The organism is Azotobacter armeniacus (assembly GCF_054779355.1).
The window spans coordinates 23,762-46,922 of sequence record NZ_BAAGYK010000014.1; the positions used below are offsets into that span (position 1 = coordinate 23,762).

Annotated in this window: 18 protein-coding genes, 1 pseudogene and 2 riboswitches; of the genes and pseudogenes, 7 read left to right on the forward strand and 12 right to left on the reverse strand. The window is 67.5% G+C overall.

Annotated features, from left to right (window positions below):
• Window positions 1–112: 112 nt before the first annotated feature.
• From ACYVD0_RS03485 to ACYVD0_RS03505, 5 genes and pseudogenes are all read right to left on the reverse strand, one after another.
• A pseudogene (locus ACYVD0_RS03485) lies at window positions 113–592 on the reverse strand (aldehyde oxidase); the annotation flags it as partial.
• A gap of 119 nt (window positions 593–711) precedes the next feature.
• Entirely contained in the window at window positions 712–1,836 is a 1,125-nt protein-coding gene (gene gcvT / locus ACYVD0_RS03490) for a glycine cleavage system aminomethyltransferase GcvT (protein WP_460425505.1), read from the reverse strand.
• A 107-nt stretch (window positions 1,837–1,943) separates the two neighbouring features.
• On the reverse strand, window positions 1,944–3,320 hold the full coding sequence (locus ACYVD0_RS03495) for an L-serine ammonia-lyase (RefSeq protein WP_460425506.1): 1,377 nt from the start codon (window positions 3,318–3,320) through the stop codon (window positions 1,944–1,946).
• A 127-nt stretch (window positions 3,321–3,447) separates the two neighbouring features.
• Window positions 3,448–6,312: an aminomethyl-transferring glycine dehydrogenase gene (gene gcvP, locus ACYVD0_RS03500; RefSeq protein ID WP_460425507.1), complete on the reverse strand. Its 2,865-nt coding sequence runs from the start codon at window positions 6,310–6,312 to the stop codon at window positions 3,448–3,450.
• Between the two features lie 394 nt (window positions 6,313–6,706).
• Window positions 6,707–8,239 carry a sigma-54-dependent transcriptional regulator gene (locus ACYVD0_RS03505; RefSeq protein WP_460425508.1) on the reverse strand — a complete coding sequence of 511 codons (1,533 nt, stop codon included), beginning with the start codon at window positions 8,237–8,239 and terminating at the stop codon, window positions 6,707–6,709.
• A gap of 795 nt (window positions 8,240–9,034) precedes the next feature.
• Between ACYVD0_RS03505 and ACYVD0_RS03510 the strand changes: the two genes are divergently transcribed.
• Window positions 9,035–9,271, forward strand: coding sequence for a hypothetical protein (locus tag ACYVD0_RS03510; protein ID WP_460425509.1), 237 nt, complete (start codon window positions 9,035–9,037; stop codon window positions 9,269–9,271).
• Window positions 9,272–9,383: 112 nt separating this feature from the next.
• The gene (locus ACYVD0_RS03515; protein ID WP_460425510.1) at window positions 9,384–9,605 is read left to right on the forward strand and encodes a hypothetical protein; all 222 of its coding nucleotides are present in this window, start codon (window positions 9,384–9,386) and stop codon (window positions 9,603–9,605) included.
• Between the two features lie 168 nt (window positions 9,606–9,773).
• On the opposite strand, the gene cobM is transcribed toward ACYVD0_RS03515, so the two are convergent.
• The 4 genes from cobM to ACYVD0_RS03535 are packed head-to-tail and all read right to left on the reverse strand — an operon-like array spanning window position 9,774 to window position 11,814.
• Window positions 9,774–10,529 carry a cobalt-precorrin-4/precorrin-4 C(11)-methyltransferase gene (cobM, locus tag ACYVD0_RS03520; protein ID WP_460425511.1) on the reverse strand — a complete coding sequence of 252 codons (756 nt, stop codon included), beginning with the start codon at window positions 10,527–10,529 and terminating at the stop codon, window positions 9,774–9,776.
• Window positions 10,526–10,966, reverse strand: a complete 441-nt coding sequence (locus ACYVD0_RS03525; protein ID WP_460425512.1) for a cobalamin biosynthesis protein — start codon at window positions 10,964–10,966, stop codon at window positions 10,526–10,528. Before ACYVD0_RS03525 ends, cobM begins: the two co-directional genes overlap by 4 nt.
• On the reverse strand, window positions 10,959–11,666 hold the full coding sequence (locus ACYVD0_RS03530) for a CbtA family protein (RefSeq protein ID WP_460425513.1): 708 nt from the start codon (window positions 11,664–11,666) through the stop codon (window positions 10,959–10,961). Before ACYVD0_RS03530 ends, ACYVD0_RS03525 begins: the two co-directional genes overlap by 8 nt.
• A gap of 7 nt (window positions 11,667–11,673) precedes the next feature.
• Window positions 11,674–11,814 carry a CbtB domain-containing protein gene (locus tag ACYVD0_RS03535; protein ID WP_460425549.1) on the reverse strand — a complete coding sequence of 47 codons (141 nt, stop codon included), beginning with the start codon at window positions 11,812–11,814 and terminating at the stop codon, window positions 11,674–11,676.
• A 209-nt stretch (window positions 11,815–12,023) separates the two neighbouring features.
• Window positions 12,024–12,266, reverse strand: a riboswitch (cobalamin riboswitch).
• 58 nt (window positions 12,267–12,324) lie between these two features.
• Window positions 12,325–12,516, forward strand: a riboswitch (cobalamin riboswitch).
• 98 nt (window positions 12,517–12,614) lie between these two features.
• Here ACYVD0_RS03535 and cobW point away from each other — a divergent pair.
• From cobW to cobF, 5 genes are all read left to right on the forward strand, one after another.
• A complete protein-coding gene (gene cobW / locus ACYVD0_RS03540) occupies window positions 12,615–13,664 on the forward strand; it encodes a cobalamin biosynthesis protein CobW (protein ID WP_460425514.1) in 1,050 nt (349 codons plus the stop codon).
• Between the two features lie 101 nt (window positions 13,665–13,765).
• Window positions 13,766–17,509: a cobaltochelatase subunit CobN gene (cobN, locus tag ACYVD0_RS03545; protein ID WP_460425515.1), complete on the forward strand. Its 3,744-nt coding sequence runs from the start codon at window positions 13,766–13,768 to the stop codon at window positions 17,507–17,509.
• A gap of 1 nt (window position 17,510) precedes the next feature.
• The gene (locus ACYVD0_RS03550; RefSeq protein ID WP_460425516.1) at window positions 17,511–18,539 is read left to right on the forward strand and encodes an ATP-binding protein; all 1,029 of its coding nucleotides are present in this window, start codon (window positions 17,511–17,513) and stop codon (window positions 18,537–18,539) included.
• Entirely contained in the window at window positions 18,521–19,204 is a 684-nt protein-coding gene (locus ACYVD0_RS03555) for a vWA domain-containing protein (RefSeq protein WP_460425550.1), read from the forward strand. Before ACYVD0_RS03550 ends, ACYVD0_RS03555 begins: the two co-directional genes overlap by 19 nt.
• A gap of 33 nt (window positions 19,205–19,237) precedes the next feature.
• Window positions 19,238–20,002, forward strand: a complete 765-nt coding sequence (cobF, locus tag ACYVD0_RS03560; RefSeq protein WP_460425517.1) for a precorrin 6A synthase — start codon at window positions 19,238–19,240, stop codon at window positions 20,000–20,002.
• 115 nt (window positions 20,003–20,117) lie between these two features.
• Here the strand turns inward: cobF and cobJ are convergent, their stop codons facing one another.
• The 3 genes from cobJ to ACYVD0_RS03575 are packed head-to-tail and all read right to left on the reverse strand — an operon-like array spanning window position 20,118 to window position 23,154.
• Window positions 20,118–21,782, reverse strand: coding sequence for a precorrin-3B C(17)-methyltransferase (cobJ, locus tag ACYVD0_RS03565; RefSeq protein WP_460425518.1), 1,665 nt, complete (start codon window positions 21,780–21,782; stop codon window positions 20,118–20,120).
• Window positions 21,782–22,531: a precorrin-2 C(20)-methyltransferase gene (locus tag ACYVD0_RS03570; RefSeq protein ID WP_460425519.1), complete on the reverse strand. Its 750-nt coding sequence runs from the start codon at window positions 22,529–22,531 to the stop codon at window positions 21,782–21,784. Before ACYVD0_RS03570 ends, cobJ begins: the two co-directional genes overlap by 1 nt.
• Complete coding sequence (locus tag ACYVD0_RS03575; protein WP_460425551.1) at window positions 22,528–23,154, reverse strand: precorrin-8X methylmutase; 627 nt, start codon at window positions 23,152–23,154, stop codon at window positions 22,528–22,530. Before ACYVD0_RS03575 ends, ACYVD0_RS03570 begins: the two co-directional genes overlap by 4 nt.
• Window positions 23,155–23,161 lie beyond the last annotated feature (7 nt).

Below are 23,161 nucleotides of genomic sequence, written 5' to 3' on the forward strand. Positions count from 1 at the left end.
AAGGATCTGCCTGTTTCCGCCCGCAAGCGTTGGGCGGCAGGCAGCCTGCCTAGTCTGGAAGGCGGGACTCTGCTCATGACCCGGGCTGTCGATCCGCCCCCTCCTTGAAAGCTGAGGCATGGGCAAGATAGGGAAGCTCGAAATCGGCATCGATGCGCTTGGCCGCCAACTCCAGCGCCTTGCCGGCATCGCCTTCGTTGCAGGCGACCTTACCGGGTTTGCCGGCCAGGTCACGGTACTGGGCGAAGATCTCTGCGCTGCCAAGGCGGAAAGCCTTGCTTTCGTCCCACTCCACGTGCAGCCCATCGCGCCCCCGGCGCGCCGCCCAGGTGTTCTTGGCCAGCACGGCAACGCCGGCGAAACGGTGCCCGCTGCCAGGATACTCGACCACCGCGACCACACCTGGCACCACCTTGGCCTTGCTCGCATCGATCTTCGATGGCGTGGCACCGAAGCGCGGTGGATGGGCGGGTGCGGCCACCAGCATATCCGGCAGCCGGATGTCCTGGGTGAAAAGCGCGGTGCCGTCGGTCTTGTCCGGGCTGTCGGTTCGCGGCAGCTTCTGCTGGCCGGTGAGCGTGAAGTCTTCGGGTAGCGATCGTGCGGTCTTCGCGGCCAGCCGAGAAGTCGGCCGGCCTGGCGGGCGCCATGGTGGGCGCCATGGTGGGCGAATCGGCCCCTCTCCCGCGGACGGAAGAGGGACGGCAGGGCTCAGCCGCGGTAGTAGCGCTGCGGCACGAAGGGGGGCCTGGCGACTTTCATCGCCACTCGCTTGCCGCGGACGATGGCCCAGACCTGGCTGCCCTCGGCGGCATGGCTGCTGGCGACGTAGCCCATGGCCACCGGCGCGCCGAGGCTCGGGCCGAAGCCGCCGCTGGTGACCTTGCCGATGGGCGCGCCTTCGGCATCGACGATCTCCGCGCCTTCGCGCACCGGCACGCGCTCCTGCGGCAGCAGACCGACGCGCCGGCTGGCCACGCCGTCCTTTTGCTGGGCGAAGATCCGCGCGGCGCCGGGGAAGCCGCCGGCCCGCACGCTGCCTTCGCGGCGCGCCTTGGAGATGGCCCACTGCAGGCTGGCCTCGACCGGCGTGGTGGCGCTGCTCATGTCGTGGCCGTACAGGCACAGGCCGGCCTCCAAGCGCAGCGAGTCGCGGGCGCCGAGGCCGATCGGCTGGACTTCCGGCTCGGCGAGCAGGGCGCGGGCGAGCTGCTCGGCGTGCTCGACCGGCACGGAAATCTCGAAACCGTCCTCGCCGGTGTAGCCGGAGCGGCTGACGAAGCAGTCGCTGCCGAGCAGCTTGACTTCGGTGATGTTCATGAAGGTCATCCGGGCCACCTCCGGCGCCAGGCGCGCCAGCGTATCCACCGCCTTGATGCCCTGCAGGGCGAGCAGGGCGCGTGACTCGAACAGCGATTCGATCTCGCAGTGCGCGCCCAGGTGCTGGCGCAGGTGCGCCAGGTCCTGCTCCTTGCAGGCGGCGTTGACCACCAGGAATAGGCGGTCGTCGCCCAGGTTGGCGACCATCAGGTCATCGAGGATGCCGCCGTTGTCGTCGGTGAACAGCGCGTAGCGCTGCAGGCCCACCGGCAGGTCGAGGATGTCCACCGGCACCAGGCTTTCCAGGGCCGCGGCGGCTTCGGGGCCGTGCAGGATGATCTGGCCCATGTGCGATACGTCGAACAGCCCGGCCTGGTCGCGGCAGTGCAGGTGCTCCTTGAGCACGCCCAGCGGGTATTGCACCGGCATCTCGTAGCCGGCGAAGGGCACCATGCGCGCGCCCAGTTCGAGGTGCAGGGCGTGCAGCGGGGTTTTTGCCAAGGTTGAGGCAGTCATGCAGGAACTCCAGATCTATACAGCAATGGTCGAGGTCGATTCAGGCAGGCGAGAGCGGGCCGGCTCGCGTCTGCAGGATGGCTTGAGTGCGGCGGTGAGTCCGTGGCTCAGCATTCGATGATGTTCACCGCCAGCCCACCGCGGGCGGTTTCCTTGTACTTGCTCTTCATGTCCGCGCCGGTCTGGCGCATGGTGCGGATCACTCTGTCCAGCGAGATGAAATGCCGACCGTCGCCACGCAGGGCCATGCGTGCGGCGTTGATCGCCTTCACCGCGCCCATGGCGTTGCGTTCGATGCACGGCACCTGGACCAGCCCGCCGACCGGATCGCAGGTCAGGCCGAGGTTGTGTTCCATGCCGATCTCGGCGGCATTCTCCACTTGCTGCAGGGTGCCGCCGAGCACTTCGCAAAGCGCGCCGGCGGCCATCGAGCAGGCCACGCCAACCTCGCCCTGGCAGCCAACCTCGGCGCCGGAGATCGAGGCATTCTCCTTGTAGAGGATGCCGATGGCGGCGGCGGTGAGCAGGAAGCGCTCGACGCCCTCGCGCGTGGCGCCGGGGACGAAGCGCATGTAGTAGTGCAGGATCGCCGGGATGATCCCGGCGGCGCCGTTGGTCGGGGCGGTCACCACGCGGCCGCCGCTGGCGTTCTCCTCATTCACCGCCAGGGCGTAGAGATTGACCCAATCGAGCACCGACAGCGGATCGCTCTGGCTGCCCTTGGGGGTGTGCCTCAACTGGCGATACAGGTCGGCGGCGCGGCGCCTGACCTGGAGCCCGCCAGGCAGGATGCCCTCGCCGCGGCAGCCGGCCTCGACGCAGTCCTGCATCACTTGCCAGATGCGCCAGAGGCCGGCGCGGGTCTCGCTGTCCGGGCGCCAGGCCTGCTCGTTGACGCGCATCAGCGCGCTGATCGAGAGACCGTGCTCGGCGCACAGCGCCAGTAGTTCGCCTGCTGTCTTGAACGAATAGGGCAGCGGCGTGCAGTCCTCCTTGAGGCGGTCGGCACCGGCGGTGCTGGCGTCAACCACAAAGCCGCCGCCCACCGAGTAGTACTCGCGGCTGCGGGTCTGCAGACCGGCGGCATCGAAGGCGCGGAAGATCATGCCGTTGGGGTGGTAGGGCAGGGCCTTGCGGATCAGCGCCAGGTGCTCCTTCTCGACGAAGCGGATCTGATGGTCGCCGAGCAGCCGCAGCTCGCCGCTGGCGCGGATCGCCGCCAGGCGCTGGGGAATGCGGTCGGTATCGACCCACTCCGGCTGCTCGCCTTCCAGGCCGAGCAGCACCGCCTTGTCGCTGCCGTGGCCTTTGCCGGTGGCGCCGAGGGAGCCGTACAGTTCCACCTTGACGCTGGCGGTTGTTGCCAGCAGGTCGTCGCGGCGCAGGTCTTCGACGAAGCGCGCCGCGGCCCGCATGGGGCCGACGGTGTGCGAGCTGGAGGGGCCGATGCCGATCTTGAACAGGTCGAACACGCTGAGGGACATGACGGAAGCTCCGACTGCGGAAGCCGACAGGTGGACTCCCGCAGCAATGGCCTGATTATTCTTTTTATAGACCGGAAAGCTAGCGGAAGCCGGCACCGATCCTGGCCTGGGAGCCGGAGCGTTGTCGTCAGGCGCCCTGGTAGGCCTCCGGCGCGGGGCAGGTACAGACCAGGTTGCGGTCGCCGTAGACGTTGTCGACCCGTGCCACCGGCGGCCAGTACTTGGCCTCGACCAGGCTGGTGCTGGGGTACACCGCCTGCTCGCGGCTGTACGGGTGGCGCCATTCGCCGACCAGTTCGGCTGCAGTGTGTGGCGCGTTCTTCAGCGGGTTGTCGTCCTTGTCCAGCGCGCCGCTCTCCACCGCGCGGATTTCTTCGCGGATGGCGATCATGGCGTCGCAGAAGCGGTCCAGCTCCTCCTTCGACTCGCTCTCGGTCGGCTCGATCATCAGGGTGCCGCCTACCGGGAAGGACATGGTCGGCGCGTGGAAGCCGAAGTCGATCAGGCGCTTGGCCACGTCGTCGACGCTGATGCCGCTGCTGACTTTGAGCGGACGCAGATCGAGGATGCACTCGTGGGCGACCAGGCCGCTTTCGCCGGTGTAGAGCACCGGGTAGTGCTGCTCCAGGCGACTGGCGATGTAGTTGGCGTTGAGGATCGCCAGCAGCGAGGCCTGGCGGAGACCGGCGCCGCCCATCATGCTGATGTACATCCAGGTGATCGGCAGGATGCTGGCGCTGCCGAAGGGTGCGGCGCAGACCGAGCCTGCCTTGTGCTCGAGCTGCGCATGGCCGGGCAGGAAGGGCGCCAGGTGCGCCTTGACGCCGATCGGGCCAACGCCCGGACCGCCGCCGCCGTGGGGAATGCAGAAGGTCTTGTGCAGGTTGAGGTGCGATACGTCGCCGCCGAACTGCCCCGGGGCGCACAGGCCGACCATGGCGTTCATGTTGGCGCCGTCGATGTACACCTGGCCGCCGTGCTGGTGGACGAGGGCACAGTTCTCACGAACGCCTTCCTCGAACACGCCGTGGGTCGACGGGTAGGTGATCATCAGCGCGGCCAGTTGCGCACTGTGCTGCTCGGCCTTGGCGCGCAGGTCGTCGATGTCGACGTTGCCGAGGGCGTCGCAGGCCACCACCACCACGCGCAGGCCGGCCATGCTGGCGGTCGCCGGGTTGGTGCCGTGGGCCGAGGCGGGGATCAGGCAGATGTCGCGCTGGCCTTCGCCGCGACTGGCGTGCCAGGCGCGGATCGCCAGCAGGCCTGCGTACTCGCCCTGGGAGCCGGCGTTGGGCTGCAGGGATATGGCGTCGTAGCCGGTGGCGGCGCAGAGCATGCGCTCCAGGTCGGCGGTCAGCTGGCGGTAGCCCTGGCTCTGCTCGGCCGGGGCGAAGGGATGCAGGTTGCCGAACTCGGCCCAGGTGATCGGGATCATCTCGCTGGCGGCGTTGAGCTTCATGGTGCAGGAGCCCAGCGGGATCATGCTGCGGTCCAGCGCCAGGTCCTTGTCCGCCAGCTTGCGCAGGTAGCGCATCAGCTCGGTTTCCGAGTGGTAGCGGTTGAATACCGGCTGCTGGAGGAACGTCGAGCTGCGCAGCAGGGCCTGCGGCAGGCGCTCGCCGGGGCGCTCGGCCAGCGCGGCGAAATCCGGCAGCGCCTGGCCGGACGTGGCGAAGATCGCCCACAGTGCCTCGACCTGGGCCGGGCTGGTGGTTTCGTCGAGGGACAGGCCGAGGCGTGCGGCATCGATTTCGCGCAGGTTGATGCCCTGGGCGCGGGCCTTGGCGTGCAGCTCGGCGGTGCGCGCGCCGCTGGCGACGGTCAGGGTGTCGAAGAAGTGCTCCTGCTCGACCGCCTGGCCCAGCTGGATCAGACCGCGGGCGAGGATCGCGGTCAGGCTGTGCACGCGCCGGGCGATGGTTTTGAGGCCCTCGGGGCCATGGTACACGGCGAACATGCTGGCGATGTTGGCCAGCAGCACCTGCGCGGTGCAGATGTTGCTGGTGGCCTTCTCGCGGCGGATGTGCTGCTCGCGGGTCTGGATCGCCAGGCGCAGCGCCGGCTTGCTGTGGCGGTCGACCGACAGGCCGACCAGGCGTCCCGGCATGTCGCGCTTGTAGGCATCGCGGGTGGCGAAGTAGGCCGCGTGCGGCCCGCCGAAGCCCAGCGGCACGCCGAAGCGCTGGGCGCTGCCAAGCGCCACGTCGGCGCCGAATTCGCCGGGCGGGGTGAGCAGGGTCAGCGCCAGCAGGTCGGCGGCTACCGCCACCAGGGCGCCGGCGGCGTGGAAGCGCTTGACCTCGGCGCGGTAGTCGAACACCTCGCCGTCGCAGGCTGGGTACTGCAGCAGGGCGCCGAAGTAGGGGCTGGCGTCGCTCAGCTCGCGCTCATCGCCGACCACCACTTCGATGCCCAGCGGCTCGGCACGGGTGCGCAGCACGTCGAGGGTCTGCGGGAGGCAGCGGCAGGAGGCGAAGAAGGCGCGGGCGGCCTTGTTCTTCGATAGACGTCTGCAGAAGGTCATGGCCTCGGCGGCGGCGCTGCCTTCGTCGAGCAGGGAGGCATTGGCGATCGGTAGGCCGCTGAGGTCGCTGATCAGGGTCTGGAAGTTCAGCAGGGCCTCCAGGCGACCCTGGGAGATTTCCGGCTGGTAGGGGGTGTAGGCGGTGTACCAGGCTGGGTTTTCCAGCAGGTTGCGCAGGATCGGCGCCGGGGTATGGGTGCCGTAGTAGCCCTGGCCGATGAAGCTGGTGAGCTGCTGGTTCTGCGCGGCGATGGCCTTGAGCCGGGCCAGGGCTTCGGCCTCGCCGAGGCCGTCGCTCGCCTCGAGCACGCTGCTGCCCTTGATGCTGTCCGGAATCACGCGCTCGCCCAGGGCTTCCAGGGAGTCGTAGCCGAGCTGGCGGAGCATGGTGGCGATATTGGCCTCGCGCGGGCCGATATGGCGGGCGATGAATTCGTTGGTGGTGCTGAGCGCGCGGCGATCGGTCATCGGTGGATCCTGAAGGTTCGCCCGCGGCTTGGCGGACGAGGGGATGAAGGGCTCGAGCGGGTCGACGAGCGGTTGCCGCAGATAGAGCAAGGTAGATGCCATTTTTATGAAATTTATTTTAAATCAATAAGTTAAATATGTATTTGAAAGCTATGACCAAATCTTTCGGAATGAAATCGTTACGGAAAAAAAGGCGCTTTAATGCCAACGGCCGATCTGGCGGGAGGCGGCTGTTTCTGTTTCGAAATCGTTACGATGTATTGATTTGCTTACGGGCGAGGGCCGGCATTCGCCCGGCCATGCTTCTTGGGGCGTGCTTGGGGGCAGGCGCGGATAGAGCCGCCACGGCGCACGGCTCACCCAGCAGCTCCCGCCCCGGTTCGACGCGTTGCCTTCAGGATCTGGCGGGAATGCCGTACTTGCGCAGGCGCTTGGCGATAGCTGTGTGCGAGGTCTGCAGGCGGGCGGCCAGCAGGCGGCTGGAGGGATAGCTGGCGTAGAGCTTTTCCAGAATGCCGCGCTCGAGGTCTTCCACGGCCCCGCTGAGGCTGCCGATCACGTCAGCCTGCGGCGCCACGGCGGTGCTGGCGATGTCCAGGTCGCCGATCTCCACCAGATTGCCCTCATTGATCGCCGCGGCGCGGAAGATCACGTTCTGCAACTGGCGCACGTTGCCCGGCCAGCGGTTGGCCAGCAGCGCCGGGTAAGTGTCCTGCGCCAGGCGGCAGGGTGCGCGACGGATCTGCGCGCAGGCCTGCTGCAGGAAGTGCCGGGCCAGCGGCAGGATGTCCTCGCTGCGCTCGCGCAGCGGCGGCACGGCCAGGTTGAGTACGTTGAGCCGGTAGAAGAGGTCCTCGCGGAAGCGGCCTTCTCCGACCATCTGCTCCAGGTTGCGGTGGGTCGCGCTGAGGATGCGCACGTCCACCTTGATCTCGCGGTCACCGCCGATGCGCCGGAAGCTGCCGTCGCTGAGAAAGCGCAGCAGCTTGGCCTGCAGATAGGGCGACATTTCGCCGATCTCGTCGAGAAACACCGTGCCCTGGTGGGCCAGCTCCAGCAGACCGGGCTTGCCGCCGCGCTGGGCGCCGGTGAAGGCGCCGGGGGCATAGCCGAACAGCTCGCTCTCGGCGAGGCTCTCCGGCAACGCCGCGCAGTTGAGGGCCAGGAAGGGCGCATTGCTCCGCATGCTGACGGCATGACAGGCGCGGGCCACCAGTTCCTTGCCGGTGCCAGTCTCGCCCTGGATCAGCAGCGGTGCATCAAGGGCGGCCACGCGCAGGGCGCGAGCCTTGAGCGTGCGGATCGCCGGCGAGTCGCCGAGCAGGGCGTCGAAGCCCTCGGCATGTTCGTGATGCAGGGCGGCCAGGCGCTCGCCGATGCGGTTGGGGGCGTACAGGGTCAGCAGCGCGCCGGCCAGCTGACGCGTCCCCTGCCCGGCGGTTTCACCAATCGGCATGGCATCCAGCAGCAGGGTCTGGCCGTTGAGGGTGACCTCGCGCATCGGCAGGCGGAAGGCATGCGTCAACAGCTCGTCGTGCAGTTCCGGGGCGGCGAACAGCTCGCCGAGCGGTTCGCCGTCGGGATCGCGGCCGGCCAGCTCGATCAGCGCCGGGTTGGCCAGCAGCACCTGTCCGTTGCTGTCCACCGCCAGCAGCGGATCGGGCATGGCGGCGAGCAGGGCATACAGCTGCAGGCTGCGCCGCTGGCCGGGGAGGATATCGACCACCTCCACCGCCTGCACTCCGCGCACCTTGAACAGGGCCCCGCGCAGCTCGTCGAGCACCTCGGCACTGAGCGTCGGTGCGTCGATGTAGACGTTGGGCGGGACCATCTCCACGGCATCCAGATTGAGATTGCGCCCGCCGAGCAGGGCGAGCACTTCCTGGGTGATGCCGACGCGGTCGATGAAGGTGACGTGGATGCGCATGGACGGGGAACGGGCTGCTGAGGGAACGCGCAAGTATGCGGCCTGGCGCCGCTGCGGAAAATGGCCGGCAACGCCGGGCCCGGCGCGGACGCAGCCTACTCAGCAACCTGAAGCTAACGTAGTTAACGTATGCCCTGCCAAACCATGCCGGCGAGAGCAGCTACAGACATAACCAGCCAGAAGAGCAGTTCTGCACCCATCTCACAGACCTCCACGACATCACTGAGTGATCATCGGCACTTTCTACACCCGGGACACAATGAAAAAAACCAGCATCGCTCAATCGATTCAGCATTTCCGACGGAAGAGCTGAGTAGCTACGCAGCCAAGGGTGTTGGGTTTTGTCTGTCGGGCACCAGGCACTCTACCGCAAAGGAGCTTGAGTGCAGGAGTGAGGAGTGTACAGACCTAGACCCGTTCGAATCGGTAGAGCACTCCCCGACAAGAGATAGGAGGGTGGCCACTGCGACCATCAGGGCCTCGTGGGTAGGCGACGTACCAGCGTACACAGGTGAGCATGACCTCGAGCGGATAATGTATTGCTTGAGCACGCAGGCTATCGCTGGGTTGAGCCGGGTCATCGGCGTCTCGGCCGGTTCCGTTTCGAACGCTCAGCTTACCAGACGGCCTTATTGCGACAGATCCAGCCATGCTGGGTCCATGGCAAACCGATTCAGAAAATCCATTTGTCGCCTCTGCGTATTTATCTATTTGGCATATCTGCGCATAAGCGCATTCTTTCCCATATCGGAGCCGACGAGCTGGGTGTACTGAAAGAGTGGAGGAAGTTGAAGCATGAACAGGCAAGCAGCCGAGCTGAAGCGATGCCTTCAGCGGGAAGTGAATGTGTTCCTGGGCGAGATGGCTTGCTACAGGCTGGAAGCGCTGGACTCTGAAACACTGGAGCGAATCGAGCTGGTTCGCCTATATGGCCGGTTGATCGACGCGGCGTTGGATCTGGAACAGCTCCTGCGCGTTGGGGACAAGCTGGTCGAACTTCTTGGGCAATCCCCAAAGGAAACTGTGCATTGAACCGCTGCCATGGATGGCAGCATCAACTGAGGGGTAAAGCAACATGGCAAGTGTTCAAACCGTACATGCTGTCCTTAAGGCGGCTTGCGACGAGTTGCCGGAGGCGTAACCCATGAACAATTTCGAGGTAGAAGTCGAAATAGCACAGGTTCTGTGCAAGGACGGGGCGGTGGTGATCCGGTTGTGCAGCCAGGAGAGAGTCCATGAGTTGTATATCCACCCATCGAGCGCTCGAGAGCTGGGGCGGTGCCTGATCCGGGCCGCTGACAGCACCGTGACGGACCCGTCGTTGCTGCAGCTGTTCGACGACTGGAAAAAGGCGTCGGGAGAGTAGGTAGGTACTGTCACATTGCTGGTTAGCAAGCTGCGTTGGGGCGAAAATGCCGGGCATGAAACGAGCAATCCTGCAACACAATGGCGTCGCTGGCAGGTACGGTGGCTCGTTTCATGCCCGGGATTGTCGCCGCATCTCTGTCAACCTGCCAACAACGTGACAGTACCCTCAAGCGTCGTGCGGCCTGAACAGGTGCAGGGTGTCCTTGTGGTAGAGCGTCGAGTCGGCGAAGCGCTCGGCCGCCAGCGCCTGGCCGACGAGGATCAGGGCGGTCCGGCGGAAGTTCTTGCTGCGGGTTTTATCGAGGATATCCGCCAGGGTACCGCTGACCTGGTCCTGGTCGGGCCAACTGGCACGATGGACCACGGCGATGGGGCAGTCGCTGCCGTAGTGGGGTAGAAGCGCTTCGACAATGCGTTCCAAGTGTTTCACCGCCAAGTGGATGGCAAGGGTTGCGCGATGCCGTGCCAGGTCCTCAAGGGCTTCGCCCTCGGGCATTTCCGAGCTGCTAGCGTAGCGCGTCAGAATCACCGTCTGCGACACGCCCGGCAGGGTCAGCTCGGCTTCCAGCAGGGCGGCACAGGCAGCGGTGGCAGTTACCCCGGGGATAATCTCGAAGGGAATGCCCAGCGCGCGCAGGTGGCGGATCTGCTCGCCGATGGCGCCGTACAGCGAGGGGTCGCCGGAATGCACGCGGGCCACGTCCTGCCCCTTGGCATGGGCTTCGCGGATCAGCGCGATGATCTGTTCCAGATGCAGCTCGGCGGTGTTGATCACGCGCTCCGCACAATGGCCTTCGAGCACCGCCTCGGGCACCAGCGACCCGGCGTACAGGATGACCGGGCAAGCCCGCAGCAGGCGCTGGCCCTTGACGGTGATCAGCTCCGGATCGCCAGGGCCGGCGCCGATGAAATAGACGGTCATGGATGCTCCAGAAGGGTATGAGGGGGCGCCGTGGCCAGCGCGAGGCTGGCCACGGCGCTGCTGCGCTTGGGCAGTAGCAGGCGGGCTGGACCGGCCCCCAGGGTTTCAGCCTGGGCCAGGGCGCTGGCTTCCGCGACGCCGGAGCTGCCGGTGATGCTGAGGGCCAGCGGCGATTTCCGGGTCAGGCGGTCGTGGTAAGCGCTCAGGCGTTCGGCGGATAAAAAGGCCAGCGGCAGGCGCAGATGGTCGGCCAGGCACAGCAGCCCGGGCTCGTCGCGCTTGTGCATGCTGCTGGCCAGCCCGGCGAGATCGCCGGGCCGCAGGCCGGCTTCGTCCAATGCCGCATGCAGCAGCACCAGCAGTGATTCCAGGGTGCAGCCCCGGCGACAGCCGAGGCCGGCGACATGCACCCATGCCGCCTTACCGGGCTCAGGCATTGCGGCTGTCGCGACCGAACAGCCAGGCTGCCGAGAGCCCCAGTGCGGCCCAGAACAGCGCGTTGGTTGCCAGCGAGGCGAGGATGAACTGGTTGGCCAGTGCCTCGGGGGCCAGACTCGTATGCACTTCCGGTTGCGGTGCGCCAATCAGATGCGGAATCGCCAGCAGCACGGCACCGGCGATGCGCAGACTCCAGGATCGTGCGAAGGCGATGAGGGCCAGGCCGATGGGGGTGGCTACGGCGGTGCCGATCCACCAGTACTGGCGCAGTAGCAGATCGGCCGCCTCGGTACCCGGCAGCTCCGGCGGCAGGCCGAGCGAAGGCGCCAGGCTGAAGGTGGCGAAGCCGCCGAGCCCCCATAGCAGCCCATTCCAGGTTTTCCCCGGTGCGCGGAGGGTGAACAGGCCGGCCAGCATGAGGGCGAAGCCAACCGCCACGACGAGATTGCTCAGCCCCGTGGCCAGGGTCCGCTGCCAGCCATTCTCGGGCGCCCAGCCTTCATGGACGTGCCCGTCCGCATGGCCGTGATTATAGCCGTGCCCCGCGGCATGGCTGCGCTCGACGATGGCGGGCCCGCCGCTTTCGTAGGTTTCCGCCTCAAGGATCAGGGGCGTCACCCAGAGGCTCTGCAGCAGGGTCAGCAGGAGGGCGGCGAGCAGCCCGGCGAACCCTGCGGTTCGTGCGATGCGCTTGATCATGGGGCTCTCAGTGGCAGGGGAAGGCGGCGCTGTGGCGGGTGTCGTGAGCGGCGTTGTGCAGGGCCTCGACGGGCGAAAAGCCGGCAAAGAAGATCAGCACCGCACCGAGCAGGAAGCTGCCTACGGCGAGGGTAATACGTTTCGACAGGGGGAGCGCCGCCGAGGCGGAAGAGGATAGGGTAGCGGTAGCGGTAGCGGTAGCGGTAGCGGTAGCGGTAGCGGTAGCGGTAGCGGTAGCGGTAGCGGTAGCGGACATGGTATGACCTTCCGTGACTGTGAGTGAGGCGGAAGGAGTGCGCGACATGAGTCCGGGCCACTGAAGCGCCTGGATTCCGGTGTGCGCCCGCCCACCGCGGGTTGCCAACAGGGCTTCAGGCCGGTCTCCGGGCTCGTGACGTCCGTCATGGGGGCGGTCGGGTCGGCCTTCCCATGCGTCCCGGTCCGCGAGATCTTGCGCAACTGATCTTCGGCGAACCTAGGGCACAGTGGCTACATCGACCCCTCGTACACTTACCGTTGCGGGGGCAGCGCCGGACTCGAACCGGCTTCCCGTTTCACCTCGCGCTCGGCGCGCGAGACACCTGAAACTGTCTTTCTAGCTGAGCACGGGCCGGCGCGAGCGTCAACTGCGGCGATTGACCCGCCCGGGGACTCTGCGTAGCCTTTCCGGTTTCGAGGTTCTCCGCCATCGCGCGGAGCTAAGAGGGAACACGGTCGAGCCGTGGCTGCCCCCGCAACTGTATACGGCTTCAAACCCTTCGATATGCCACTGCGCCAAGCGGGAAGGCGAAGGAACATGCGCATTGCGCAGGCCGTCAGCCAGGAGACCTGCCTCGAACATCCATGACAACTGGGCGGGGTGATCCGGTGGTGCTGGCCGGTGCTTCTCCATGCGCCTGTCCGTTCCCGCCTGCCCGCTGATCCGCAACGATCCATGCAGGGCCAACCATGAAATCGCTCGCCAAGCTTCCCGTCACTATTGTCACCGGCTTTCTCGGCGCCGGAAAGACCACCCTGCTGCGGCACATGCTGGCGCATGCCGAGGGCCGGCGCATCGCTGTGATCGTCAACGAGTTCGGCGAACTCGGCATCGACGGCGAAATTCTCCGGCAATGCTCCATCGGCTGCACCGAGGAAGAGGCCAACGGGCGTGTCTTCGAACTGGCCAACGGCTGCCTGTGCTGCACGGTGCAGGAAGAATTCTTCCCGGTGATGCGTGAGCTGGTGGCTCGTCGCGGCGACTTCGACCACATCCTGATCGAGACCAGCGGTCTGGCCCTGCCCAAGCCGCTGGTGCAGGCCTTCAACTGGCCGGAAATCCGCAATGCCTGCACCGTGGACGCGGTGATCACCGTGGTCGACAGCCCGGCCGTGGCGGCCGACACCTTCGCCGCCTTCCCCGAGCAGGTGGACGCGCAGCGCCGGCAGGACCCGAACCTGGATCACGAGTCGCCGCTGCACGAGCTGTTCGCCGACCAGCTGGCCAGTGCCGATCTGGTGGTGCTGAACAAGGCCGACCTGCTCGATGCCGCCGCGCTGGAAAGGGTACGCGCCGAGATCGCCGAGGAACTGCCGCCAGCAGTCAAGGTGATCGAGGCCCATGGCGGCGAGCTGCCCTTGAACGTGCTGCTGGGACTGAGCAGCGAGACCGAGCTGCACATCGACGGCCGCCAGACCCATCATGACCTGGAAGACGAGGATCACGATCACGACGAATTCGACTCTTTCGACCTTTCCCTGCCGGAAGTGGCGGAGGAGCGTCTGCTCGCCGCGCTGAGGAATACGGTGGCGCGGTATGGGATACTGCGGATCAAGGGCTTCGCCGCCATTCCCGGCAAGCCGATGCGGCTGGTGGTGCAAGGCGTGGGGCAGCGCTTCGACAGGCATTTCGATCGTGCCTGGCAGCCCGGCGAGGCGCGGGCTACACGGCTGGTGATGATCGGCCAGCAGCTGGACAGGGCCGCAATCATTGGCGAGCTTCAGGCGGCGCTGATGTGAGGATGAGAACCCACCCTGTAGGAGCGAGCTTGCTCGCGAACAACAGAGCACTAAAAGCTTCGCGAGCAAGCTCGTTCCTACGAACGGGCAGGTGCTGACTGATGCACCTGCTCCGCGCCCAGCCCGGCGTCCAGCTGCCGGCCGACAGCATCGCCGACCTCGAGCAGACGCCCGCCGAGCTGGTGATCCTCTGCACCGGCGACTCGCACCTGTCGCTGCTTGCCGAGGTGGCCCGCACGTTGCCGGACGACTATCCCAGCCTGCGCCTGGCCAGTCCGGCGCAGCTGCCCAACCATGCCTCGGTGGATTTCTACGTCGAGCAGGTGCTGCGCCACGCCCGGGTGATCCTGATCTCGGTGCACGGCGGCGTGAGCTACTGGCGCTACGGGATCGAGCGCCTGGTCGAGCTGGCCGAAAACGGCGCCCGGCTGATCCTGGTGCCCGGCGACGATAGCCCCGACCCGGAGCTGAGCGGCCTGGGCAACGTCTCCGCCGAGGACAGCGAACGGCTCTGGCAGTACCTGCGCCAAGGCGGCCGCGACAATGCGCTGCAGCTGTTCCACTGCATCGCCAGTCGCTGGCTGGACCGCGACTACCGCTGGGGCGAGCCCAGGGCTCTGCCGCGTACCGTGCTCTATCACCCGACGCAGGGCGAGGCCACGCTGGCGCAGTGGCAGGCCTGGTGGCAACCGGGGCGGCCGGTGGCGGCGCTGCTGTTCTACCGCACCCATATTCAGGCAGCGAACACCGCCTTCGTCGACGTCTTCTGCGAGCGCCTGCAGGCCCAGGGGCTGAACCCGCTGCCGATCGCCGTGGCCAGCCTGAAGGAATCGGCCTGTCTGGCGCAGGTCGAACACTGGCTGGACGAGAGCGGGACGGCGGTCATCCTCAACACCACCGGCTTCGCCCAATCCAACCCAGAGGCGCCCAGTCTCCGGCCGTTCCGCCGCGATGTGCCAGTGTTCCAGGCACTCTGCGCACTGGACAGCGAAGAGCAGTGGCAGGGCAGCGCCCAAGGCCTCGGATCACGCGATCTGGCCATGCATATCGCGCTGCCGGAACTGGACGGGCGGCTGATCACTCGGCCGATCAGCTTCAAGGGCCTGGCCTGGCGCAACGAGCGCAGCCAGAGCGATGTGGTCTGCTATCGCCCGCATTTGCCCGGGATGGATTTCGTCGCCGAACTGGCGCGCCGCTGGTGCGAGCTGGCCCGCAAGCCGAATGGCGGCAAGCGCATCGCTCTGGTGCTGGCCAACTATCCGACCCGCGACGGCCGCATCGGCAACGGCGTCGGGCTGGACACTCCGGCGGCGGCGCTGCACATCCTGCAAGCCTTGCAGCGGCAGGGTTATCCGATCGAGAACCTACCGGAGAGCGGTACGGCGCTGATCCACCAGTTGCTCGGCGGCGTGACCAACGATCTCGACACCCTGGATCTGCGCCCCTGCGCCCAGAGCTTGGCGCTGGACGATTACTGGCGCTGTTTCGCCGAGCTGTCCGAGGCCAATCGCACGGCCGTGCTGGAGCGCTGGGGCGCGCCCGAACAGGACCCGATGTTCCGCGCCGGGCGGATGATGGTCGCCGGGCTGCGCTTCGGGCTGACCTTCGTCGGCATCCAGCCGGCGCGCGGCTATGGCGTCGACCCCAGCGCCGTATACCACGATCCGGACCTGGTGCCACCCCATGGCTACCTGGCGTTCTACTTCTGGCTGCGGCGGGTCTATGCGGCCGACGCCGTCATCCATGTCGGCAAGCACGGCAACCTGGAATGGCTGCCGGGCAAGAGCGTGGGCCTGTCGCCATCCTGCTGGCCCACTGCGCTGCTCGGTCCGCTGCCGAACATCTACCCCTTCATCGTCAACGACCCCGGCGAGGGTGCCCAAGCCAAGCGTCGCACCCAGGCGGTGATCATCGACCACCTGATGCCACCGCTGACCCGCGCCGAAAGCTACGGGCCGCTGCGCGACCTGGAGCGCCTGGCCGACGAGTACTACGACGCCAGCCAGTTGGACGTGCGCCGCGCCATCGAGCTGCGTGGCGAGATCCTCGCCTTGGTGCGCGCGACCCGGCTCGACAGCGAACTCGGCCTGCAACTCAACGACGACCCGGACAGCTGGCTGCCGCAGCTGGACGCCTATCTCTGCGACCTGAAGGAGTCGCAGATCCGCGACGGTCTGCATGTGTTCGGCCAGTCGCCGGGCGGCACGCTGCGCCGCGACACACTGCTGGCCCTGCTGCGCATTCCCCGTGGCGACGGACTGGGCGCGAATGCCAGCCTGCTGCGCGCCCTGGCACGGGGCCTGGCGCTGGGCTTCGATCCGCTGGACTGCGACATGGCCGAACCCTGGAAGGGCGCGCGTCCGGCCGAACTGCTGGCCTGTGGCAGCGACCCCTGGCGCACGGCGGGCGATACCCGCGAACGGCTGGAGCGCTTCGCCCTGCGGTTGGTCGAATCCTGCCTGAGCGGGGAAGCGATCGAGGTGACGGGCGAGGCCGAACCCATCCTGAATGGCCTGCGCGAGCATCTGGCGCCATTGCTGGACGGCTGCGGACCGGCGGAAATAGCCGGCCTGCTCGCCGCGCTGGAAGGCCGCTTCGTGCCGGCCGGCCCGAGCGGCGCGCCCAGCCGTGGTCGTCTCGATGTGCTGCCCACCGGCCGCAACTTCTTCACGGTGGATGTGCGCAACCTGCCCACGCCCACCGCCTGGCGCATCGGCGTGCAATCGGCCGACCGCCTGCTGGAGCGGCATCTCCAGGACCACGGCGACCACCTGCGTCAGCTTGGCCTCTCGGTATGGGGCACGGCGACCATGCGCACTGGCGGCGACGATATCGCCCAGGCCCTGGCGCTGCTTGGCGTGCGTCCAGTCTGGCAGCCCGGCAGCCAGCGCGTCGAGCGCTTCGAGGTGCTCTCCCTGGAGCAGTTGGGCAGGCCTCGGGTGGACGTCACCCTGCGGGTATCCGGTTTCTTTCGCGATGCCTTCGCCAACCTGATCCGTCTGTTCGACGACGCCGTGCAGGCGGTGGCCGAGTTGGACGAGGAGGAAGCCTGGAATCCTCTGTCGGCACGGGTCTGGCAGGAAATGCTGAACCTGCAGGACAGCGGCATGAGCGAGGCCGAGGCCCGTCGCCAGGCCGGCTGGAGGATCTTCGGCGCCAAGCCTGGCGCCTATGGCGCGGGCATCCAGAACGCCATCGAGGAGCGTGCCTGGGAGCGTCGCGCCGACCTGGCCGAGGTGTACCTGAACTGGGGCGGCTACGCCTACGGCGCCGGCAGCGAGGGCGCACCGGCCCGCGAGCGCTTCGCCGAACGCCTGGAGCGCTTGCAGGCGGTGTTGCACAACCAGGACAACCGCGAGCATGACCTGCTGGACTCCAACGACTACTACCAGTTCCAGGGCGGCATGCTGGCCGCCGTAGAAACCCTGCGCGGGGAGCGCATCGCCAGCTACCACGGTGACAACAGCCAGCCGGACATCCCGCGCATCCGCACCCTGAAGCAGGAGCTCAACCGCGTGGTCCGCGCCCGTGCCGCCAATCCCAAGTGGATCGCCGGAATGAAGCGCCACGGCTACAAGGGCGCGTTCGAACTGGCCGCCACGGTCGACTACCTGTTCGGCTTCGATGCCACCAGCGAGCTGATCGACGATCACCAGTACGCCCTGCTCACCGATGCCTACCTGCTGGATCGCGATACCCGCGACTTCATCCAGCAGCACAACCCGGGCGCCTTGCAGGACATCGTCGAGCGCTTGCTGGAGGCCCAGCAGCGCGGCCTCTGGCAAGCGCCCGGCGAATACTGCGAGCTGCTGGAAAACCTGCTGCTGGACAACGAGGAATCCTGAGATGGACACGCCGAAACCCGACTTTCCCAGGCGAGCGCCCCGCCAGTCCTTTCCCCTGGCCGCCGTGGTCAGCGCCGACGATCTCAAGCTCGCGCTCTGCCTGCTGGTCATCGACCCGGCCATCGGCGGGGTGCTGATCGAGGGACCGCGCGGCATGGCCAAGTCGACCCTGGCACGTGGCGTTGCCGAGCTGCTGCCCGGCGGCGCCTTCGTCGACCTGCCGTTGGGTGCCAGCGAGGAGCGCATCGTCGGCACGCTGGACCTTGATGCCGCGCTGGGCGAAGGCCGCACGCGCTTCTCGCCGGGGCTTCTGGCCCGGGCCGATGGCGGCGTGCTCTATGTGGACGAGGTCAACCTGCTGCCGGATCACCTGGTGGACCTGCTGTTGGATGCCGCCGCCAGCGGGGTCAACCATGTGGAGCGGGACGGCATTTCCCACCGCCACCGGGCGCGCTTCGTGCTGGTCGGCACCATGAACCCGGAGGAGGGCGAACTGCGCCCGCAGCTGCTCGACCGCTTCGGCTTCAACCTGGCGCTGGAAGGCCAGCCGCAACCGGCCGAGCGCGCCGAGATCGTTCGCCGCCGCCTGGCCTTCGATAGCGACCCGGTGGCTTTCACCCAGCGCTGGGCCGCAGCGCAGAGCGCCCTGCACGAGCGGTGCCGGGTCGCCCGAGAGCGTCTGGCCGCGATCGAACTGGACGAGGCGAGCCTGGAGGCGATCACCCGCCGCTGCTTCGAAGCGGGCGTGGACGGCATGCGCGCCGACCTGGTCTGGCTACGGGCCGCCCGTGCGCATGCCGCCTGGCGAGGCAGCTTCGCCATCGAGGCAGGGGACATCGACCGGGTGGAGCCCTTCGTCCTGCGCCATCGCCGTCATTTAATACCACCCCAATCTTCAGCAATGCCTCCGCAGGGTGGATCCGCTTCATCGAAAGTCGAACAGGGCGAAGGCCAGTGGGGTGAGCTGCCGGCACAGCCACAAACCATGGGGGCGAGGCGGGAGGTCCCGCGCTGGCCAAAAAAGCCCTGAGCATCCGCCCGGCCAGCGCCCGGGGCGCGGATGCCAGACCGGGAGCGGGCAATCTCGCGGGTGGGCGCAGCGGTGCCTGTCGTGGTGGGGAGGAAGGTCTCGTCGACTGGCCCGCCAGCTTGCGGCGCGGGCGGCCGCGCCAGCCTAGGGACCTGCATCGCAAGCCCCGCAGTGCCAGGCCTGGCGAGCTGTGGCTGGTGGTGGTGGACGCTTCCGCCTCGACTCGCCGCCAGGGTGCCTTGTCACAGGCCAAGGGCCTGCTGGCGCAGCTGTTCGAGCAGGCTTACCGTCAGCGTGCGCGCCTGGCGCTGTTGCATGCCAACGGCACCCGGCCGCAATGGGTATGGCAGGGATGCAAGGCTTCTGGCGCCGCGCGGCAGTGGCTCGAAGGGCTCGGCGCGGGCGGCGGCACACCCCTGGTCGAGGCCCTGGGCGAAGCGGCCGGCTGGCTGGCGCGGCGGCAGCGCTTGCATCCGGCCGAGCGCCAGTGGCTGCTGGTGGTCACCGACGGCCGCCTGCGCGACTGGCCCCCGCTGGCCGCCAGTGCCTGCCCGGCACTGCTGGTGGACATCGAATGCGCGCCTATCCGGCTTGGCCGAGCCCGCCTGCTGGCCGAGCAGCTGAGCGCCGAATATCGGCATATCGAACAACTGACGAGCCTGTGAGGCATCGCGTAACCCAATACGGAGTCGTATCTCGTGAAGCACATCCTGATCATCGGCATCGGTGCGGGCGATCCCGACTACCTCACCGTGCAGGCCATTAAGGCCCTCAACCGGGCCGACGTGTTCTTCGTCATGGACAAGGGGCCGGCCAAGGAGAAGCTGGTGGCACTGCGCAAGGAAATCTGCCGTCGCTACATCGAGGATGACGATTACCGCATCGTCGAGGCCACCTGCCCGGAGCGGGTCAGGGATGTGCCCGACTACCGCGCCAGCGTCGACGACCTGAACGCCGACAAGCAGGCCGTGTTCGAGCGGCTGATCGCCGAGGAGCTGGCCGACGGCGAATGCGGGGCCTTTCTGGTCTGGGGCGATCCGGCCCTGTACGACAGCACCATCCGCATCGTCGAGGCCATCGCGCGGAGTGGGCGGCATGTGTTGGATTTCGAGGTAATTCCCGGCATCAGCAGCGTCCAGGCGCTGGCGGCGAAGCACCGGACCACCCTGAACAGCATCGGCCAGGGGCTGGAAATCACTCCGGCCCGCCGCCTCGCCGAAGGCTTTCCGCAGCGCCTGGACAGCGTGCTGGTGATGCTGGACGCGCAGAACACCTACAAGCGCTTCGTCGGCGAGGACATGGACATCTTCTGGGGCGCCTACGTCGGCACGCCGGACGAGATCCTGATCGGCGGCCGGCTCGCCGAGGTGGCCGACGAGATCGAACAGGTCCGTGCCGAGGCGCGCAGCCGCCATGGGTGGATCATGGATACGTATCTGTTGCGCAGGCGAGTGGGGGAGTAGGCCAGGGAGGAAAACCGCGCAGCGTTTTCCTCCTGCGTGCCGTGGAGCCTTCCTTTGGATTGGTGGATAAGGCTTCGCCGTTATCCACCTGGCGACGGGAGGTACGCTCCAGATGCTACGAGCCGGGATACCACCGCGGCGTATACACCCATTCTCCACCATCCCCACGGGGGAAACGCCGCGTGGTGGACGAGCCGATGATCACCAGGGTCCGCATGTCCACCTGGTCGGGCGTCAGCTCGCCGAGGGTCGTGACGCGCAGGCGTTCCGCCGGTCGTCCGATGTCGCGTCCGAGGACCACGACGGTTTCCGGTGTGCGCTGGCGGGCGACGATTTCCAGCGCGCGGCCGAGCTGCCAAGGGCGCGCCTTGGAGATCGGGTTGTAGAAGGCCATGGCCAGGTCGGCGGCGCTCGCCTGGTCCAGGCGCTTTTCGATCACGCTCCAAGGCTTGAGGTTGTCCGACAGCGACAACATGCAGAAGTCATGGCCCAGCGGTGCGCCGGCGCGGGCGGCGGTGGCGAGGGCGGCGGAGACGCCAGGCAGCACCTCCAGCTCGACGGCATGCCAGTGTGGATCGCGGGAAGCTTCCAGCGCTTCCAGCACGGCGGCGGCCATGGCGAACACACCGGGATCGCCGGAGGACACCACCACCACGCGCCGGCCCTGCGCGGCCAGGTCGAAGGCATGGGCAGCGCGCTGCAACTCCTCGCGGTTGTCGCTGCAATGCAGCCGTTGTCCGGCATGGAACGGCCCGGCCATGTTGACGTAGGTCTCGTAGCCGAGCACGTCCTCGGCCTCGTCCAGCGCGCGGCGTACCGCCGGCACCATCAGGTCGGCGGCGCCGGGGCCGAGGCCGGCCACCGTCAGGCGTCCACGCGGTTGCCCGAGGTGCGCGGCTTCCCGGGGCGTGGCGCAGCGGTGCAGGCTCAGGCCTTCGCGTCGCGCCTGCGGTTCAGGGAGCAATAAAAGGTCATCGATGAAGCGCAGGGGCATGCCCAGCACCTTCGCGGCCTCGGCCAGCGCCGCGTCGCCCATCCGCCCGCGCTCGGCCAGTACGGCAGCCAGCGCGGTCTCGGCCAGTCCAGCCTCGGCCAGCAGGGCTCGGATCCTCTCCGCCAGATCGGCCGATGCCTCGCCCTGGACATGAACCAGGACCAGGCGCGGATGAATCAGCAGCTCGGCCGCGTCGCTGCCGGCACGCTCCGGCGTGACGCGAATGCGTCGACGGGCCTGCTCGTCCAAAGGCAGCTGCGCCTCGTCCAGCCAGGGTGCGTCGCCTTCGATGGTCACCGGCTCGCCGCCCAGCAGGTCGCTGACGAAGCGTTTACCCTGCTCCAGATCGGCCAGTACATAACCAGGTGGCGGGTTGAGGAGGCAGATGCCGAAGCGCAATTCGCCGCTGGTGGTGATCGCCGGGGCCACATCCAGCGCCTCGGCGATCTCGCGGGCCATTCGGTTGACGCCGCCCAGGCCGCCGAGCAGCGGCACCACGGCGCTGCCGTCTTCGGCCAGCGCCAATACCGGCGGCTCCGCACCCTTGGCCACCAGCAGCGGCGCCAGGGTACGGATGACGATGCCGGCGGCGCAGAAGGCAATGATCGGGGTATCGCTGGCGTAGAGCTCGCGCAGGGTCTCGCCAAAGGCCTCATAAGGTTGGTCGGCGTCCTCGACGCGGCCGCGCAGGCCGTGAACCCGCGAGCCGGGGTAACAGGCCTGGACCCGGCGAGCGGTTTCCAGGCTGGCGGCGTTGAGGATGACCAGGGCAGGGGGCTTTTGCATCAGGCTGACCATTTCCGTCCAGGTACCACGATCAGGGAAAAGTACGGTGAGGCCATTGGCTCGACCTCGTCCAGCGGCACGATGCGCTGGTTGGCCATCGTGGCCCGCTCGATGTACAGAGCGCGCTTGGCCAGGCCCAGCTCGTCGAGCACACGACGCACCTTGTCGAAGTTGCGCCCGAGCTTCATCACTACTGCTGCCTCGGCATCGCCCAGGCGCCGCTTCAGCTCCTCTTCCGGCAGCACGCCGGAGAGCACCATCAGGCTCTGGTTGCGGTACACCAGCGGCACGCCCAGCGCCGAGACGCCACCGAGCATGGAGCACACCCCTGGTATCACCTCCGCCTCGTAGCGCTCGGCCAGCCGGTCGTGCAGGTACATGTAGGAGCCGTAGAAGAAGGGGTCGCCCTCGCAGATCACCGCCACGTCGCGACCGGCGTCCAGATGCTCGGCGATCTGCACGGCCGCCGTGTCGTAGAAGTCGCTGATCACCGTCTCGTAGGACAGGGGCGGTTCCAGCCTCTCGGTGGTGACCGGGTAGACCAGCGGCATGCGAAGCTGAGACTCGTGCAGGTGCTCCTCGATGATGCCGAAGGCATTGCCGCCGAGGCCCTTGCGGGCCTTGGCCTTGGCCACGAAATAGCCCACCACCGGGGCGGCGCGCAGCAGGCGCAGCGCCTTCAGGGTAATCAGCTCGGGATCGCCCGGACCGACGCCAAGCCCGTACAGTCGGCCTTTCCTGTCCATCATTCCACCTCCGTGGCCAGTGCATTGACCGCGGCGGCGGCCATGGCGCTGCCGCCGCGCCGGCCGCGCACGATCACATAAGGCACGCCACGGCTGTCGGCGGCGAGCAGATCCTTGGATTCCGCCGCGCCGACGAAGCCGACCGGCATGCCAATGATCAGCGCCGGCTTCGGTGCGCCGGCGTCGAGCATTTCCAGCAGGTAGAACAGCGCGGTCGGGGCGTTGCCGATCACCACTACGCTACCCTCCAGGTGTGGGCGCCAGCGCTCCAGGGCCACCGCCGAGCGGGTGTTGCCCAGTTCGCGCGCCAGCTCTGGCACGCCCTCGTCGTGCAGGGTGCAGATCACCTGGTTGTTCGCCGGCAGGCGCGCGCGGGTGATGCCTTCAGCGACCATGCGCGCGTCGCAGAGGATCGGCGCCCCGGCGGCCAGCGCGGCCCTTCCGTAGGCACCGGCACCGGGGGAGAAACGCAGCTCGTCGACGACATCGACCATGCCGCAGGCATGGATCACCCGCACGGCGAGCTTTTCCAAGTCCGCCGGAATGGTGTCGAGCCGCGCTTCGGCGCGGATGATGGCAAAGGAGTTGCGATAGATTTCCTGACCATCGCGGATGTAATCGATCATCGGTTGT

What these genes read in the sequence shown, in the direction of transcription:
- gcvT (WP_460425505.1), bottom strand. Translation starts at nt 1,836, where the DNA reads ATGACTGCCTCAACCTTGGCAAAAACCCCGCTGCACGCCCTGCACCTC.
- ACYVD0_RS03495 (WP_460425506.1), bottom strand. Translation starts at nt 3,320, where the DNA reads ATGTCCCTCAGCGTGTTCGACCTGTTCAAGATCGGCATCGGCCCCTCC.
- gcvP (WP_460425507.1), bottom strand. Translation starts at nt 6,312, where the DNA reads ATGACCGATCGCCGCGCGCTCAGCACCACCAACGAATTCATCGCCCGC.
- ACYVD0_RS03505 (WP_460425508.1), bottom strand. Translation starts at nt 8,239, where the DNA reads ATGCGCATCCACGTCACCTTCATCGACCGCGTCGGCATCACCCAGGAA.
- ACYVD0_RS03510 (WP_460425509.1), top strand. Translation starts at nt 9,035, where the DNA reads ATGAACAGGCAAGCAGCCGAGCTGAAGCGATGCCTTCAGCGGGAAGTG.
- ACYVD0_RS03515 (WP_460425510.1), top strand. Translation starts at nt 9,384, where the DNA reads ATGAACAATTTCGAGGTAGAAGTCGAAATAGCACAGGTTCTGTGCAAG.
- cobM (WP_460425511.1), bottom strand. Translation starts at nt 10,529, where the DNA reads ATGACCGTCTATTTCATCGGCGCCGGCCCTGGCGATCCGGAGCTGATC.
- ACYVD0_RS03525 (WP_460425512.1), bottom strand. Translation starts at nt 10,966, where the DNA reads ATGCCTGAGCCCGGTAAGGCGGCATGGGTGCATGTCGCCGGCCTCGGC.
- ACYVD0_RS03530 (WP_460425513.1), bottom strand. Translation starts at nt 11,666, where the DNA reads ATGATCAAGCGCATCGCACGAACCGCAGGGTTCGCCGGGCTGCTCGCC.
- cobW (WP_460425514.1), top strand. Translation starts at nt 12,615, where the DNA reads ATGAAATCGCTCGCCAAGCTTCCCGTCACTATTGTCACCGGCTTTCTC.
- cobN (WP_460425515.1), top strand. Translation starts at nt 13,766, where the DNA reads ATGCACCTGCTCCGCGCCCAGCCCGGCGTCCAGCTGCCGGCCGACAGC.
- ACYVD0_RS03550 (WP_460425516.1), top strand. Translation starts at nt 17,511, where the DNA reads ATGGACACGCCGAAACCCGACTTTCCCAGGCGAGCGCCCCGCCAGTCC.
- cobJ (WP_460425518.1), bottom strand. Translation starts at nt 21,782, where the DNA reads ATGCAAAAGCCCCCTGCCCTGGTCATCCTCAACGCCGCCAGCCTGGAA.
- ACYVD0_RS03570 (WP_460425519.1), bottom strand. Translation starts at nt 22,531, where the DNA reads ATGATGGACAGGAAAGGCCGACTGTACGGGCTTGGCGTCGGTCCGGGC.
- ACYVD0_RS03575 (WP_460425551.1), bottom strand. Translation starts at nt 23,154, where the DNA reads ATGATCGATTACATCCGCGATGGTCAGGAAATCTATCGCAACTCCTTT.